Origin of the sequence: Microbulbifer elongatus (assembly GCF_021165935.1) — a bacterium.
GTDB lineage: Bacteria > Pseudomonadota > Gammaproteobacteria > Pseudomonadales > Cellvibrionaceae > Microbulbifer > Microbulbifer elongatus.
Genome location: NZ_CP088953.1, coordinates 3,539,099 through 3,555,261, shown reverse-complemented (window position 1 = coordinate 3,555,261; position 16,163 = coordinate 3,539,099). Strand labels below are relative to the sequence as shown.

The following is a 16,163-nucleotide window of genomic DNA, read 5'->3' as shown; positions in this document are numbered from 1 at the left end:
AGTGTTTCTGCTACCGATAATCGGTAAATTCTCCACAGTTTTCCCCATTTCATCTCGCGCGCGGCTTTGCCGTGCTGCGCTCTTAATTTAGAATTTCTCCCTCAAGGATTTGCGTAAGTGGCACCATCGTTCCTAGTTTGCCATCGGTGTCGCTGCGTAGCAGAAAGGGAAAGTTCATGCAGGTGTATGTAGAGAATCAACGTGGGCAACGGTTTCGTGTGGTTGCGGGCTGGCAGAGCCCCAATTTTATGTTCGACAACGACGCCGCTGCAGATTTGCTGAGTACGTTTCCGCCATCTGCACTGGACAACATCTTTGATCTGTTTCTCGCCAATGACACAGTCTGTGCTGTTGATGCCTTCTCGCCTGAGAAACATTCACTCCTGCACACCGCACAGTTCCCCGGTATTCCGCCGCATTTCTCCGAAGAGCACAAAGCGGTGTACGCCGCAGTGCGCAATCATCGAATCCTGATCGAGGAAGCCCCGTTCGGTGAAGCCGTGCTGGAAGAGCGTCAGTCCGGTATTCGCCACAAAATCCGTCTGGCGCTGCAGAAGATCGTCGCGGAAGAGCGCATCGAAGCCGCACGTATTCAGGCCGTTCACGAAAAGCGCTCCGAACTGGAGAAAGTCGGTGCCCACATCAGTCAGAGCGCCAAAGGTTTTGGCGATGCGGTTTGGGGCCTGGCGGTATGGGCGAAAGACCTTGCCGAAGTGGCGATGGTGGTCAACCCGGTCCGCATGCAATACGAATTGGCTGGCGCGACATACGACTACCTGGTGCACGATAAGAGCTTTGAGGCGTCGCGCAACGAATACGCCGGTGAAGTCAAAAAAGAAGTGGTGGACGTACTTGGTTTCGATCCGTCCACGATTACCGAGGAGCAGTTAAAGCAGGCCTTCGAAATCGCACAGCTGGTCTACGATGACTCGGCCCTGCGCAATGACATTAGCCGCTTCGCCAGGGATTACGTAAAAGCACAGCACAGCTTGGAAATATCGGAGTTTGCCGGCGGTGGTGTATTCGAAATCGTATTGACCATTGTGCTCGCCGCCTTTACCGGTGGCGTTGGTGCTGCTGGTGCCATGGCGAAGAACGCGCGCCTGATGTTTCGGTTTAAAGATGTGGGTGATTTGATCATCGATTTTGCCCGTTACCAAAAGCAGCGAAAAATTCTGCAGAAAAAACGCGGGGCCAAGATCGATAACTCGTCCTACAGTGCATTGAAGTCTGAGGAGGTTGCGGTTCCGAGCGGTGGCAGTGGTGGATCTGGTGGTGCTGCGACAGGAGGCGGGAAAAAACAGTCTGCGGCGGGGAAACAAAAAGAATCCCCCGGCAACGGACCTGAACCCCGCGATTCTGATGCGCCCGACAACCAGAGTGATGCGGTCGGCACCACAGAGTCCGGTAAAACGACGCAATGTAATGCCCGTGCCTGTGAAAGCGGCGAGCCGATCAACCTGAAAACCGGTGAGGAGCGGCTCACTCTGGTGGATACGGTTCTGGACGGGCCTCTGCCATTGACGCTCGCGCGCACCTACCGCAGTAGCAGTACCCAGGACAGCGGTCTCGGGGTGGGGTGGAGTCACACCGTTGGCGAAACGCTCGTTATCGAAAGGGCGCGGAAAGAGGTGGCTCTGCACGATGCCGAGGGACGTGTTATTCGCCTGCCCATTCCCGGTGTAAGTGGTCGTAGCCACAACATCGTGGAGCAATTGTCCATTGCCCGGGAAAATGATGATCACTGGATTATTACCCCTTATGGTGCCCCGCGAGGAGTACAAAAGCACTTCCGTGCGGCAGGTGCCGGGGGGCCGCTCAAACTGTCTGAGATCCGTGATGATTACGGAAACTTCTATCGCTTTCACTATGTAAAAGGTCAGTTGATCTGTGTAGAGAGCAGCCTGGGCGAGGCGCTTCACATCACTCCGGTGAATGGCAGAATTGGTGAGCTGAAAAAAGAAAGTCGTGATGGTCAGATCTCATCGCTGGCGCGGTACGAATACGATGAGCAGGGTGACCTGGTGCGCGCGATTGACGCGAATGGTCACAGCGAGCAATACGAGTATGTGGGTCACCTGATCAAGAAACGGACCCTCAAAACCGGTTACAGCTTTCACTTCCGCTGGGATGACACAGGTCCCGGTGCCCGCTGTCTGCGCCAGTGGGGCGATCCCATCGACGGGCAGGCCACCTACGATTACACCTTTGTCTGGGATGAGGACGGCAAGGGTGTGGCTGTCACTGATACCCGTGGTGGGACGGAACGTTATCGTTTTAACGAACAGGCGCTGCCGATCTACTACCGTAACGCCGAAGGTGGCGAGACGCTGTATAGCTACAACCGACTGGGGCAGCCCACCGAAGTTCAACTGCCCGCGGAAGAAGGGTTTGAGCACAAGGAACTGTTTGAGTACGACAGCTTCGGGCGCCTGATTGCCAAAACCGATGCCAGTGGTGGCGTTCAGAAGATTGAGTACAGCCGCAACGGCCAGCCCGAAAAGATAACCGACGCCGCGGGTCGAATCTGGCAGCGTGAGTTCAATGAAAGTGGGCAGGTTACCGCCAGTATCGACCCCCTCGGGCAGGTCACCCGCTACACCTATAACCCCATCGGCCTGATCGGCAGTATCACCAATCCGCTTGGGCAGACCACCCGCTACCTGTGGAACCCACAGGGTAAACTCTCGGCGGTGCACGATGCTGCCGGTCGCTCCCAGCACTACCGTTACGACATGCACCAGCGTCTGGTCGAGGTGCAACACGGCCCGGACCTCTACACCCGTTATGAATACGACCTACAGGATCGGATTAGTGCGGTTATCGCCCCTGATGGCGGTCGTACAGAGTACCGTTACAACCCTCAGGGGCTGGTTGCGGAAATCATCGACCCCGAAGGCCGCAGCACCCGCTACGACTACGACGGCCTGAGCCAGGTAAAAGCCCGCACAAACCCGGACGGGAGCCGCCTGCAGTACCAGTACGACGGCGAACGCAACCTGGTTGGTCTCATCAACGAGAAGGGCGAACAGTACCAGCTCAAGTACGACCTGAACGAGCGCCTGACCGAAGAAGTCGGTTTTGACGGGCGTACCACGCGCTACGCCTACAACCGCGCTGGTCACCTGATTGCCAGTCGCGCCGTTACCGACCTGGCCACAGGCAAGGGCGTGGACACTCTGTACGAGCGGGACGCCTTCGGCCGTCTGCTGCAGGAAATCACCCCGGACGGCACCACCAGCTACCGCTACAATCGTGCCGGACAGATGATTGAAGCGGAAAACGCCCACCGCAAGTTGCGCTGGGACTACGACGCCTGCGGTCGCCTGATTGGCGATTGGCAGGACAACGCAGAAATCCTGCATCGATACGATAAAGCCGGCAACCGTATCGTCACCCGCCTGCCCAGTGGCGAAGAACTGAACTACGCCTATAACGAAGTGGGCCAGTTCCAGAGCCTGCACACCCGGTTTGCCGGCGCAGAAGCGGCGACACTATTGGCCTCTATCGATCGCGACGCGCTCGGTAGAGAAGTCGCCCGGGAACACGGCAACGGCCTCACCACCAACAGTAGCTACGACCCGCAGGGGCGCCTGCAAAGCCTGCGTGTGGGTAAGTCCGCAACGGATACAAACAAACCAGTAGAAAACCCGCTGCTGGAGCGCAGCTACGGCTACAATCGCAGTGGCCAGCTCACCCAGATCAACGACAGTCTGCGCGGCAACCGCAGCTACCACTACGATGCACTGGATCGCCTGACTCAGGTAGACGGCCCGTCCCCGGAACATTTCGTCCACGATCCCGCGCACAATATCCTCGCCGCTGCAGGCAGCGCGGAAGAAGCGAAGCAGCAGGCCAGCAGTACCCAGGTAAATGGCAACCGCCTGCAATTCCGCGGCGACACCCACTACGAATACGACATCCACGGCAATCGCACTGCGGCCCTGCGCGGCAAAGGCCAAAAGCTCCAGACCCGCTATCGCTACAACAGCAAGCACCAGCTTGTCGCAGTAGCGCAATACAAGGTGGATGATACCGGCGAGCCACAACTCCAGTCGGAAACCCAATACCAGTACGACCCCCTCGGTCGTCGCGTGCGCAAGCAGGGGCAGGGCACTACCACCGAATTTCTGTGGAATGGCGATGTACTGCTGCAGGAAACCACCCGGGATTTAGCAAACAGCCAGGACCTGAAATCCCGCACCTACTATTTTGAGCCGGAAACCTTCAAGCCGATCGCGTTAAGTGAAAATGGCGAGGTCTACCAGTACCACCTGGATCATCTGGGTACACCGGATACCCTGACCAATACCAACGGTGAAGTGGTCTGGAACGTCAGCTATAAAACCTACGGCAACCTGGCCATCACCCACCGAGAAGAAATCGCCCAGCCGATCCGGTTCCAGGGGCAGTACTTTGATGAAGAGAGTGGGCTGCATTACAGTCGATACAGATTTTATGACCCACGATGCGGGCAATTTACCCAGCAAGACCCAATCGGGTTGGTAGGTGGTGTTCATTGCTACCAATATGCGCCGAATCCAGTAGTTTGGATTGACCCGCTAGGGCTCACATGTAAAGAAATTGATGCGCTTGGTACTCCCATAAGCAGAATTCCAAAGGATCAGAGAAAAGTATTTTCGGAGTTTGAACAGAATCACGAGGGAATATTTAACTCGGATGAAGACTTAGTTAATGCGTTTGAAGATTTGCGTGATAATGAATCACCATGGCCTGTAGGTTATATACCAAAAACCAGGGTAATACAGCCTGGAGAAAAATTTAATATGATCACCAACACAGGGATGGGGAAATTTCCAGGTCAGTTTGGAACAACTGATGCTATTAAAAACTCGAGTTACGGAAGAAATCAGCTCGCAATTAAGCAAGTTTGGAAGCCAACATTAGATCGGAGAGTGCAGTATGAAGTCCAGCGTCCATTTGAAATTGAGTATGGTCCTGTTGGCCCCCAAATTGAAAAGTTGCCCGATGGTTCATATCGATACCTTCCGGGAGGTGGGACACAAATAAAATTACTTTATCGAGACTACGAAAATGCCGTTGCAAGGCCTGATAATGGGAATACATCAGGTGCGTATCTGAAAGTCATTAAGAATACTAAGCTGCCGCAAGGTTAGAGGTTTAGATGAAAGTTGAGGTGAGGGTCGGAAAGAATACAACTACTGTGGCCTGGGTTAGCTCGGGTGAGCGGGTTTCTAAGAAATTTCCCGGGAGAGTCAGTGCTGAGTATTCTGAAGCTAGAAGTGTAGTTGTCATTGCTGGGGGTGACGGAGTAATTCATCTATTGGATGTTGATGGCGGTGTATTAGATTCGTTTTCGTATAATCTTCCTGAGAATTGCAAATTTTATATTTTAGCGAAAAGTATTGTCTCAGATTTGGGTGTGGTGATGGTGGTGGCTCACGACCCTGAATTTAAAGGGGAGAGATTTTGGCAGCATGAGATAGATCTTGAAGGTAGAACAGTGGGCGGTCCGGAGAATAGGTGGAGATAATTGATTTTAATGGAATATAGCTGTTCGTGGTTTTGGTATGATTCTTGATAAATAGTACTCAATGACCGAAGATCAGGCGCGAGGCGAACTAGTGGGGCTGGTGAAGAAGTACCTTCTAGATGGCCCGAAAGAACGTAAATTGATAAAGGTGATTAATGATACGTCCCGGCCTGGGTTACCTGTTCGAGGTGTATTGGAAAGCATGAAAGGAAAAACGACGGAATTTTCGGGTTTGGATAAAATGTTAATTGAAGAGTTAACTTATTTGTACGGCTGAACTACGTGAGTGCGCTAGCTTAGAAGAGCAATTTTGGCGTAGAACAACTTCCTGTGAACTGAATGGAACTTATTCTCGCGCAACAATACTCGTATTTCCTCATTGCGGATGATGAAAGCTGGTACCTTACTTTTTTTACTGGAGGACCAGTTGATCTAGATATATGTGTCAAGCTCACACCTGAGGAGGTATTGAGAGTTGAAAATAGTAAGGACGAAACGGCAAAGCTCGCGCAAGAGTTTCAAGAGAATCGGTCCTTGTTTGAAGGGAGGAGGGTCATTCCTTCTGTTCGGCCAGCTCGATAGGAACTGCGGCCTCAGTTAAGCAGTTTGGGTGTTGATCGTGTGACCATTTGGTCTATTTCGGTTCTACTGTACCATCTCCAAAGCCAATCCAAATAACAACCAAGGCGAGGGAAAACCATGCGTACAGCAGACCAATGGTTCAGCGAATACGGCGAGAGTCACCAGAATTCCACCAACAAGGCCATCCATTGGGTGGCGGTTCCTTTGATTTACCTGACGGTAGTGGGGCTTTTCTGGTCCATCCCGCAGCCGGAGTGGATGGCTGCTTTGCCTTGGCTGAACTGGGCAATTGTTGCGCTGATCCCCACCATCCTCTTCTATATGCTTATGTCCTTCCCTCTGGCGTTGGGGATGCTGGCGCTTTCCCTGCTGTGTCTCGGTGCCTGTAGCGCCATGGAACGGGCCGGTATGAGTGTGCTCTGGTGGTCTGTGGGCCTGTTCGTGGTGATGTGGGTGTTCCAGTTTGTGGGACACCATATCGAGGGCAAGAAGCCTTCTTTCTTCAAGGACCTCCAGTTTCTGCTGATTGGCCCGGCGTGGGTGATTGGCTTCCTGTACCGCAAGCTGGGCATCAAATACTGATTCTGTCTTTGTATATGCTGTAGGAGCCTGCAGGCAGGCTCCTACAAGCGCGATTTCTACCGGTTGTAGTGGACCGGTACCTCCAGTGTCTCTTTTACCTGCTCCATTACCACATAGCTGGTGCATTCCTGCACCTCTGGCAGAGTCAGTAATGTTTCCCCATAGAACTTCCGGTAGGCACTCATATCGGCCACGCGCGCCTTGATCAGGTAATCAAAATTCCCCGACACCAGATAGCACTCCTGCACCTCTGGCAGGGCCGAGACCGCACTGCGGAACTCTTCAAAGGCATCCTGGGCTGAGCGGTTGAGGCGGATCTGCACGAACACCACCAGGGCGGCATCCAGGTACTCGGGGTTGATCAGGGTGGTGTAGCCCTGGATCACCCCGTCACTTTCCATTTTCTTGACCCGCTCGACACAGGGCGTGGCGGTCAGGCCTACCTGACGGGCCAGTTCCGCATAGCTGGTGCGGCCGTTTTTCTGCAGTACCCGCAGAATATTACGGTCGATGGTGCTGAGTTCACTGGCACGTCTTTTCATGGTTTCCCCTTGCGGTTTCCCCGGGCTTGACTTGGACCCGGGGCGACTTTTGGTTCTGTTTGGCTAAAAAGTGGTCTGTACGCCACATGGCCAGTGGATTCCACTAATAGTATTAAAAAATTTACAGAAATCCACTCAAAAGAGGCGCCTATACTACGGGAATCCAACAAAAGAAGTGCGCTTCAGAGGGCGCTAGCAGGGTAATTGAGGAGAAATCGTTATGTTGATCGGTGTACCGAAAGAGATTAAGAACCACGAGTACCGTATTGGCCTGACGCCAGCAAGTGTGCGCGAGCTGATCGGTCACGGTCACGAGGTGATCGTACAGAAGGACGGTGGTGCGTCCATCGGCTTTACCGATGAGATGTACCAGCAGGCTGGCGCCAAAATCATCGATACCCCGGAAGAGATTTTCGCCACCGCGGATATGATCGTGAAGGTGAAAGAGCCTCAGCCCCACGAGTGCGAAATGCTGCGCCCGGGCCAACTGCTGTACACCTACCTGCACCTGGCGCCGGACCCCAAACAGACCGAGCTGTTGGTGAAATCCGGTGCGACCTGTATCGCTTATGAAACGGTAACCGACCGTTCCGGTGGCCTGCCACTGCTGGCGCCCATGTCTGAAGTTGCCGGCCGTATGTCCGTGCAGTGCGGCGCGCACCATCTGGAAAAAGCCCAGGGTGGTCTGGGTGTGCTGCTGGGTGGTGTACCCGGTGTTGCCCCGGCCAAAGTACTGATTATCGGTGGCGGTGTGGTCGGTACCAACGCGGCCAAGATGGCCCTGGGTATGGGTGCCGATGTGACCATTCTCGATCGTTCCCTGCCCCGTCTGCGTCAGCTGGACGATATCTTCGGTGGCGCAGTGCGTACCGAATACTCCACCAATGATGCGATCGAATCCCACGCGCTGGAGGCCGATTTGGTTGTGGGTGCGGTACTGATTCCGGGTGCGGCGGCACCAAAACTGCTGACCCGCGACATCATCAGCCGTATGAAGAAAGGCGCGGTCGTTGTGGACGTGGCCATTGACCAGGGCGGTTGTTTCGAAACCTCCAAGGCAACCACCCACCAGGAGCCTACCTACGTTGTCGATGGCGTGGTGCACTACTGTGTCGCCAACATGCCCGGCGGCGTCGCGCGTACTTCCACCATGGCGCTGAACAACGCCACTTTGCCGTTTGCGGTCGCGCTGGCGAACAAGGGTGCCAAACAGGCACTGCTGGACGATGCCAACCTGCTGGAAGGCCTGAACGTACACGCCGGTATGGTGACCTACAAAGCTGTAGCCGATGTACTGGGTTACGAATATGTGGATCCCAAGCTGGCTCTGCAGAAATCCGCTGTTGATTCCGATGTTGCCGCTTGAGGGCTTTGGCCTTCAAGGGGTGCAGAACTGAACTTTATCAGTTCTCTTCTGGGGCGACCCCACGCCCCGCTCTGTGAGACCCGGCAGTGTCTGACTGCCATTGCAGCCGCGCTTTTTAGCGCGGCTTTTTTCGTTTGGGGCTCTGGCAGCAAGTGTGCTTAACCGGCGGGGAAGAGACGGCTGAGCAGTACCGGGAGGGCGGTTTCCACACGCAGGATACGCGGCCCGAGATGGACGGACTGAAAGCCCGCTTCCTGCAGCTTTTCCACTTCGTAGGGGATAAAGCCACCTTCGGGGCCGACCGCCAGGGTGGTCTGCTGCTGGATATCCACAGGGCAGGGCACTTCGGTCACCGGGTGTGCCACTAACTTGCGGGAGAGTTCGGCAATGGCCGGCAGTTCGTCTTCCACAAACGGTTTAAAGCGTTTGCGCAGTTCGATCTGCGGCATCGCCGTGTCCACTGCCTGTTCCAGGCCGAGTAGGCACTGTTCGCGCAATTTTTCTTCCGCGAGCCAGGGGCTTTGCCAGAAGGACTTTTCCACCCGGTAAGCGTTGATCAGGTAGAGCTTTTTAACCCCGAGTGCGGTGGCGTGCTGGATGGTGCGCTTGAGCATTTTCGGGCGGGGCAGCGCCAGAATCAGGGTCAACGGCAGGGGGGGCGGTGCCTGCTTGTGTAGCGTGACTGACATGGCGATATGGTCGTCGCCGCGGCCGGTAATCTCGCCTTCACCGATCAGACCATTTAACCGGCCCACTTTCATACGGTCACCGACTTCGGCCCGGTGCACCTCGGTCATATGTTGAAAGCGTCGGCCGCGCAGAAGCACTTCGGTGTCGGACTGGAAGTCTCGCGGGGTCAGCAGAATCAGGTTCATGGACTACCGCCGGGCGCTGGCCACGGCACCCTTGCCAATGCCTTCGTAGGCGCGCACGGTGATGTCCTTGCCGGTATTTTCTTTTGCCAGCGTGTCCGCAATAGTTTGCGCGAGCTGTTCGACGGTGGTGTCACAGTCGAGGATTTCACAGCGGCTGGCGGGGATACTCAGGGTGAAAGCGCCCTGGCGTGCCTGATAGGCGAAGTGCAGTTGTACCTTGTCCCCCTCACCGGATTCCCCAGCGAGATCCTCCCGCGTGCCCAGGTAAATATCTTCCCAGCGTTCTGCCCACAGCCTTTCGAGCTCGGAGCTGCGCTGCCCGTCCACATCGATACGAATACGCGAGCGGTGGCCGTGGGCAATGCGCTGACAATTGCCATCGTGTTTTTTGAGGCCGTGACTGTAGTGATAGAAGGGCGAGTCGATCTGTTCGTTGCTGAAGCCGAGAGTGAGCTGATCCACACTGGTGGGGAATACACCGTCCAGCTGTGTGACACACCAGCGCGCTACTGATTCCGCCGTGATGGATTCTGCTTCCACCAGGGCGAAGGCCTGAGAGGGGCCGCCGACGGCGATGGCTGTGCCATCGGCCAGAGCCCATTCCAGGTTTAGTTGGTCGCCGTCGCGCTTGATCGCGATGTGTGGTGATTGGGTGGGCACCAGCAGTCGGTGATCCAGTTCGTCGTCCAGCCAGTTGCGCAAGGTCTTTTTCACGATGCCGAAATCGCACACCATGCCCTGGTGATCCAGAGCGCCATCCAGTGCTGCATTGGCCAGCCAGGTTTCACCCACGATTCCCCGGGCGTGGTGGAGATAACTGAAGTCCACATTGGTGAGGCTGTCGACGAATAGATGCATAGATGGCTCGGTTAAATCGAAGGGCTCGGTACGATCGCAGAAAACGGACCCAGATCGGGCGCGGCACAGTATAGCTTTTTTACTCTGGCAATTTGAGCGGTGCCGGCGAATATCCCGCTCGAAACCAGCGGAGACACGAATTCCAAAATAGGGGCTGGAACCTGGCGCCGGGAGTCTCTATAATCGCGCCCTCTTCGAGTGCAGCGGTACCGGAAACTGCATCTCCTGCAGTCAACAGCCCGGTACCTGCGACAGTGCTATTCTGAGTGCTCGAGCGTTATGGCGGCCCTTCCGGTCTCCTCGCAATGATCAGCTGTGAACCCCGCCAGGCCCGGAAGGGAGCAACGGTAGCAGTGACATCATGTGCCGGGGGTGTGCTGGTTGGGCTGCCTCCAATCTCTCGCTTCCTCCCCGCCTTCTTACGGCGCTTTCCCGATTTGACCTTTACCTCTTCCGTTGCCGCGCTGTGCCTGCTCTGCGAGTCCCTGTCTGATGGCGGTGTTTGCGAAATAATCCTCCCTTGGGCCGGCATCAGGGGGAATATTGTGCCGATGTGGTTCCCGTATTAGCGCGATTGTCCCGGCTCTGGGGGCGGCTGTGCTATAAAACCGCGACAGACTTTTTTCTTGCTGCCGCCCGCTTGTCTCGGGCGTCGCCCCAGATAACGTCAAATAATGACCAGAGGACGCCGATGAAAAAGCTTGCGTTGGTAATCGCCGCTGCCACTTTCACCCTGGCGGGTTGTGACCGTGAAACACCGGAAGCGGGGGCGCCCGCACCCACCGCAGACAATAAGGCCGTGTACGGTGCCGATACCACCAATGCGGGGACCGTTGCACGGGCCCAGGACGCCTCGGCGGATCAGCTGGATGCCGAGGCTGCCAAGGCCTTCCTCGACAACGCCCAGGATCGATTGGCGAAAATGGCCGAAGAGGCCAGCCATGCCAGCTGGCTGGCGTCGACCTATATCAATGTAGATTCCCAGTACACCGAAGCCCTGGCAATGGAGCGCTACACCGCGCTTGCGGTGGAGTTGGCTCAGGAGGCGGCCAAGTTCGATCAGGTCGAATTGGACGCGGAAACCCGCCGCATGCTCACCATGCTCAAGCAAGGGCTGGTGTTCCCGGCCCCCAATGATCCCGAATTGACCGCAGAACTGGCGCAGATCGGCTCCAAGATGCAGGGTATGTATGGGGCGGGGAAATACTGCCCGGACCAGAAGCCCGGAAGTGAAAAGCCCGTCGCCAGCGACGACACACAAAACAAGTGCTACACCCTGACGGAAATGGGGCAGATGATGGCAAGCAGTCGCGACCCTAAGCTGCTGAGGGAGCTGTGGGTGGGCTGGCGAAAAGTGTCACCTCCGATGAAGCCCCTGTACGAGCGCCAGGTGGAAATCGGCAATGCCGGTGCCAAAGAGCTGGGTTACGACAATCTGAGTGCGATGTGGCGCTCCAAGTACGATATGCCTGCGGACGAATTTTCCGCAGACATGGATAACCAGTGGAACAAGGTGAAACCACTGTATGAGGCGCTGCATTGCCATGTGCGTGCAAAGTTGAACGAGCACTATGGCGATGACGTCGTGCCGGCCACAGGAAAAATCCCCGCACACCTGTTGGGGAATATGTGGGCACAGGAGTGGGGCAATATCTACGACCTGGTCAAAGATGAGGATATGCAGGCGCCCTACGATCTGACTCAGCTGGTGGTGGATTCCGGCATGAGTGAAAAAGATATGGTGAAGGTGGGGGAGAAATTCTTTACCTCCCTCGGGTTCAAACCTTTGCCGGAAACCTTCTGGGAGCGCTCCCAGTTCGTGCAGCCCCGGGACCGGGACGTAGTGTGTCACGCAAGTGCCTGGAACCTGGATGGCCAGGACGATATCCGCATCAAGATGTGTATCAATAAAACCGGTGAAGACCTGGTTACGATTCACCACGAGCTGGGGCACAACTTTTATCAGCGCATCTACAAGGATCAACCCTTTCTTTACAAGGAGGGTGCCAACGATGGGTTCCACGAGGCCGTGGGAGACACCATCGCTCTTTCCATTACGCCGAAATACCTGAAAGAAATCGGCCTGATGGATGAAGTCCCTGGGGAAGAGAAAGACATTGGCTACCTGATGCAGCAGGCTCTCGACAAGATCGCGTTCCTGCCGTTCGGTCTGCTCGTGGACAAGTGGCGCTGGCAGGTTTTCAACGGCGAGGTGCAACCCGGTGATTACAACAAGGCCTGGTGGAAGCTGCGTGAGGAGTACCAGGGCATTCAGGCGCCGGTTGCTCGCAGCGAGGCCAATTTTGATCCGGGGGCCAAATACCATATCCCCGGCAATACCCCGTACGCCCGCTACTTCCTCGCGCGTATCCAGCAGTTCCAGTTCCACCGCGCTCTGTGTGAAGCCGCTGGTGAAACCGGCCCGCTGCACCGCTGCTCTATTTTCAAAAACAAGGCCGCCGGTGAAAAGCTGCGCAACATGCTGGCGATGGGTGCGAGCAAGCCCTGGCCTGATGCCATGGAAGCGCTTACCGGGCAGCGGGAACTGGACGCGTCTGCCATCGTGGATTACTTCGAGCCTCTGATGGAATACCTGCAGGAGCAGAATAAAGATCGAGAGTGTGGTTGGTAAGCCGTTGCACACCTGATTGGCAGGGTCATTGACTGGCGCTATTGACCATATATTCACACTCAATAGCGCTGGGGGTTTGAATGACGATTTGTGACCATAGTATTTGTCCTGACCTGATGTAAATCAGACGGGGCTGTTGGTGCCGCAGGCATCATCCGGTGACCGTGGCGGGGCGCGCGGAGAGAGGGGAAGGCTGCAAGCAGCGTACTTGTCTCCAGTGACCTCGCCGAAATGGATTTAACTCGAACCAAAAAAGAGGTTGCTAATGAGCAATATTGATATCGGTATCGGTGAGAAGGATCGTGAGCAGGTTGCGCAGGGTTTGAAACGCCTACTGGCGGATTCCTACACTCTTTACCTGCAGACCCATAATTTCCATTGGAATGTGACCGGCCGTCTGTTTCGAGAGCTGCACCTGATGTTCGAGGAGCACTACACCGAATTGGCAACGGCAGTGGATGATATTGCCGAGCGCATCCGTACCCTGGATGTGGTTGCCCCCGGCACTTATAAAGCCTTCGCCGGCCTCAGCTCTATTAAAGAAGTGGAAGACGTGCCGGCGGCGGAGGAAATGGTGCGGATCCTTACGCAAGGGCACGAGCAGGTGGTGAAAACCTGTCGTGAAGTGCTGAAAGCGGCTCAGGATGCGGATGATGAGTCCACCGCGGCGCTGGTGGGTGACCGTATGCGTGTGCATGAGAAGACCGCCTGGATGTTGCGGGCTACCGCGCAGTAAGCAGTTCTCCCCTCCGTTCGAAAAACCGGCCTCTGGCCGGTTTTTTGTGCCCGTAACTTTTCTTTCGCGGTTCCTATCTGCGATTGCCACTTGCGCTTTATTACTGTGTGGTGCACAGTAATTACTGTGTGATACACAGTATGGGTTAAAACGGGATGACAGAAGCGCCGGAAAAACTCCAGCGAATGGTGATGGAAGTGCGTCGTGGGGCGCTCACCCTTGCGGTATTGCTCGCGCTGGGAGAGCCGCACTACGGCTACTCCCTGCGCAAGAAGCTGGCACAGCAAGGGCTGGAGATCGACGAAGGCACCCTCTACCCGCTGCTGCGCCGGCTGGAAGACCAGGGGCTGCTCTCCAGCGACTGGCGGCAGGAAGAGGGGCGCAGGCGACGCTTTTATCAGATCGATGACACTGGCGAGATCGCACTCGCAGCTATGCGCAGTGAGTGGCAGAGCCTGAACGACGTGATTGGCCAGCTGGCATCCAAAATGGAAAGTATGGAAAGTGGAGATGGAGTGAATGGCGACTCAGACTGATTGGTTGCAGCGTTATGTGGATAACGTACGTACCTATTTGCCGGCACGTCTGCGCGAAGATGTGGGCAATGAGCTTCTGTCGGATCTGCAGGATCAGCGGGATGATCTGGAAGAGTCCCTGGCGCGTGCGCCCAGCGAGCAGGAAATTCTCGATCTGTTAAAGCAGAGGGGGCACCCCATGTCGGTGGCAGCGGCCTATCAGCCGTGCCGTGCACTGGTCAGTGAGCCGCTGTTCCCGCTGTACCTGCAGGTGCTGAAGTGGACGTTTCTGATTATCGCGGTGGTAACGGCGATTGATGTGGTCGGCTCCCTGTATTTTGCCGAAAATCCCAACCTGCTTTCTGCCACGATTGGCTGGTTTAGCGGCCTCTACGAAAGTGGTGTGCATTCTTTTGTCGCAGTCACGCTGGTGTTTTATCTCATCGGGGAAGGGTTGAATAACCGTCAGGTATTTGCCAACTGGAATCCCCGCTCCATGCCGGACGTGGCGGACAGCGGCCGGCGCATCAAGCGCTTTGATTCCTCGGTGGAATTTGTCGTAACCCTGTTGGCAATGGCGTGGCTGAACGATCTCTGGCTGCTGCCGGCGAGTAGCGGAAGCAACGCACTGGTCCTCTCGTCGGAGATGATGGCGTTGCTGCCATGGCTCAATATTGCACTGGGCGCCAGCGTGTTGCTGTCGCTGTACAAATTAATTTCCCCGCTCTGGACACGTGTCCGTTTGCTGGTGGATGGGGTGCTGAATACTTACTGGCTGATACTGCTGGCATTTTTACTGGGCCTGCAGGCGCCTTTTTCCATACAGTGGCAAGGCGGTGACGTCTGGCAACCGAGCCAGGGTAATTGGCAGGTGGCCATCGGCGTTGTGGTGGCAATCACTGCGTGGGACCTGTTTCAAAATATCCGCCGGCTGGTGCGCTCGCCATCAGGAGTGCGTGTTTGACACCAGTGACAGAAACGCCTGGGCTGGCGCTGAAAGGGCGCCGGCTTCCCGCGCGAGAATTCCTACCGCATGGCTTACCACTGGCTCCGCCAGTGGTTTGCACACCAGTCCATAGGCGCGCATTTGCTCCTCACATAAGCTGGGCACCGCGCTAACCCCCAGGCCACTCTGTACCAGCCGGCCGATGGTGCTGAGCTGGTTTGCCTCACACAATAACCGTGGGAGCACTTCCCCAAACGCGGCGTCTGTCCAGCGGCGCACCGCAGAGCCCCGGTTCATGGCGATAAAAGGCGCCTGGGCCAGGTCCTGCCAGCGCACCAGTGTTTTCCACTGTAGCTTGTGCCCCTCCGGCAGCACCGCGACAAAGCGGTCGTCGCCGATGGGGGTGAAGCTCAGGTTGCCCAGATCGTCCGGGCGAAAACTGAATCCCAGTTCCGCGCGCCCCTCCTGCACCGCATTCACCACCCGTTCCATCACGATATCCTCCAGCACGATATTGATATCCGGGTGTTGCCGGTGAAATTTCTTGAGTAGTTCCGGCAGCTGGTTCAGGGCAAAGGCGGGGATGGCGGCGATGGACAGCTGCCCCTGCTGCAGGCGGAAACGCTGCTGCACCGCATCCAGGGTGTTGTCCCAGTTGTGCAGCAGTTGCTGGGCGCGCTCCACAAAGGCGGTGCCCTCCGGTGTCAGTACCAGTTGCCTACCTTCGCGGCTGAACAGGTCGCCACCCAGAGATTCCTCCAGGCTGCGAATGGCAATGGAGATGGCCGGTTGCGACACATGCAGCTGTGCGCTCGCTTCCGCCAGGCTGCGGGTTCTGGCCACGGCCACAAAGGCGCGCAGCTGTTTGATGGTGGTGCTCATACTGGAATTCTACGCCGTACAGGCCCTGATTCGGTGTTAATCAAAACTTATAAAATGTTAATAAGTTTAAATTAGTCTTAAGTGTTAGACCAAGGCATGATTGTCCACATGGCGAGACGGCCAATAATGGTC

13 protein-coding genes and 1 other RNA gene are annotated in these 16,163 nt (G+C 56.1%); 10 read left to right on the top strand and 4 right to left on the bottom strand.

Annotated elements, in window-relative coordinates:
• Positions 1-176: 176 nt before the first annotated feature.
• From LRR79_RS14720 to LRR79_RS14705, 4 genes are all read left to right on the top strand, one after another.
• Entirely contained in the window at positions 177-5,138 is a 4,962-nt protein-coding gene (locus tag LRR79_RS14720) for an RHS repeat-associated core domain-containing protein (protein WP_231757930.1), read from the top strand.
• 8 nt (positions 5,139-5,146) lie between these two features.
• The gene (locus tag LRR79_RS14715; RefSeq protein ID WP_231757929.1) at positions 5,147-5,515 is read left to right on the top strand and encodes a hypothetical protein; all 369 of its coding nucleotides are present in this window, start codon (positions 5,147-5,149) and stop codon (positions 5,513-5,515) included.
• 61 nt (positions 5,516-5,576) lie between these two features.
• Entirely contained in the window at positions 5,577-5,792 is a 216-nt protein-coding gene (locus LRR79_RS14710; protein WP_231757928.1) for a hypothetical protein, read from the top strand.
• A gap of 422 nt (positions 5,793-6,214) precedes the next feature.
• Positions 6,215-6,679, top strand: a complete 465-nt coding sequence (locus LRR79_RS14705; protein ID WP_231757927.1) for an Mpo1 family 2-hydroxy fatty acid dioxygenase — start codon at positions 6,215-6,217, stop codon at positions 6,677-6,679.
• Between the two features lie 56 nt (positions 6,680-6,735).
• Here the strand turns inward: LRR79_RS14705 and LRR79_RS14700 are convergent, their stop codons facing one another.
• A complete protein-coding gene (locus LRR79_RS14700; protein ID WP_231757926.1) occupies positions 6,736-7,221 on the bottom strand; it encodes an Lrp/AsnC ligand binding domain-containing protein in 486 nt (161 codons plus the stop codon).
• 220 nt (positions 7,222-7,441) lie between these two features.
• Between LRR79_RS14700 and ald the strand changes: the two genes are divergently transcribed.
• On the top strand, positions 7,442-8,587 hold the full coding sequence (ald, locus tag LRR79_RS14695) for an alanine dehydrogenase (protein WP_231757925.1): 1,146 nt from the start codon (positions 7,442-7,444) through the stop codon (positions 8,585-8,587).
• Between the two features lie 158 nt (positions 8,588-8,745).
• Here ald and LRR79_RS14690 read toward each other — a convergent pair whose 3' ends face one another.
• Both LRR79_RS14690 and LRR79_RS14685 read right to left on the bottom strand, forming a co-directional pair.
• The gene (locus tag LRR79_RS14690) at positions 8,746-9,462 is read right to left on the bottom strand and encodes a 16S rRNA (uracil(1498)-N(3))-methyltransferase (protein WP_231757924.1); all 717 of its coding nucleotides are present in this window, start codon (positions 9,460-9,462) and stop codon (positions 8,746-8,748) included.
• Positions 9,463-9,465: 3 nt separating this feature from the next.
• On the bottom strand, positions 9,466-10,320 hold the full coding sequence (locus tag LRR79_RS14685; protein ID WP_231757923.1) for a 6-carboxytetrahydropterin synthase: 855 nt from the start codon (positions 10,318-10,320) through the stop codon (positions 9,466-9,468).
• Positions 10,321-10,609: 289 nt separating this feature from the next.
• On the opposite strand from LRR79_RS14685, the gene ffs reads away from it, so the two are divergent.
• The 5 genes from ffs (at position 10,610) to LRR79_RS14660 (ending at position 15,167) form a co-directional block, all read left to right on the top strand.
• An RNA gene (gene ffs / locus LRR79_RS14680) (signal recognition particle sRNA small type) lies at positions 10,610-10,706 on the top strand.
• 305 nt (positions 10,707-11,011) lie between these two features.
• Positions 11,012-12,952, top strand: a complete 1,941-nt coding sequence (locus tag LRR79_RS14675) for a M2 family metallopeptidase (RefSeq protein ID WP_231757922.1) — start codon at positions 11,012-11,014, stop codon at positions 12,950-12,952.
• A 265-nt stretch (positions 12,953-13,217) separates the two neighbouring features.
• Complete coding sequence (locus LRR79_RS14670; RefSeq protein WP_231757921.1) at positions 13,218-13,688, top strand: Dps family protein; 471 nt, start codon at positions 13,218-13,220, stop codon at positions 13,686-13,688.
• 155 nt (positions 13,689-13,843) lie between these two features.
• Positions 13,844-14,224, top strand: coding sequence for a PadR family transcriptional regulator (locus LRR79_RS14665; protein WP_231757920.1), 381 nt, complete (start codon positions 13,844-13,846; stop codon positions 14,222-14,224).
• Positions 14,208-15,167, top strand: coding sequence for a hypothetical protein (locus LRR79_RS14660; protein ID WP_231757919.1), 960 nt, complete (start codon positions 14,208-14,210; stop codon positions 15,165-15,167). Before LRR79_RS14665 ends, LRR79_RS14660 begins: the two co-directional genes overlap by 17 nt.
• Here the strand turns inward: LRR79_RS14660 and LRR79_RS14655 are convergent.
• Positions 15,150-16,031: a LysR family transcriptional regulator gene (locus LRR79_RS14655; RefSeq protein WP_231757918.1), complete on the bottom strand. Its 882-nt coding sequence runs from the start codon at positions 16,029-16,031 to the stop codon at positions 15,150-15,152. The genes LRR79_RS14660 and LRR79_RS14655 overlap by 18 nt on opposite strands.
• Between the last annotated feature and the right edge of the window lie 132 nt (positions 16,032-16,163).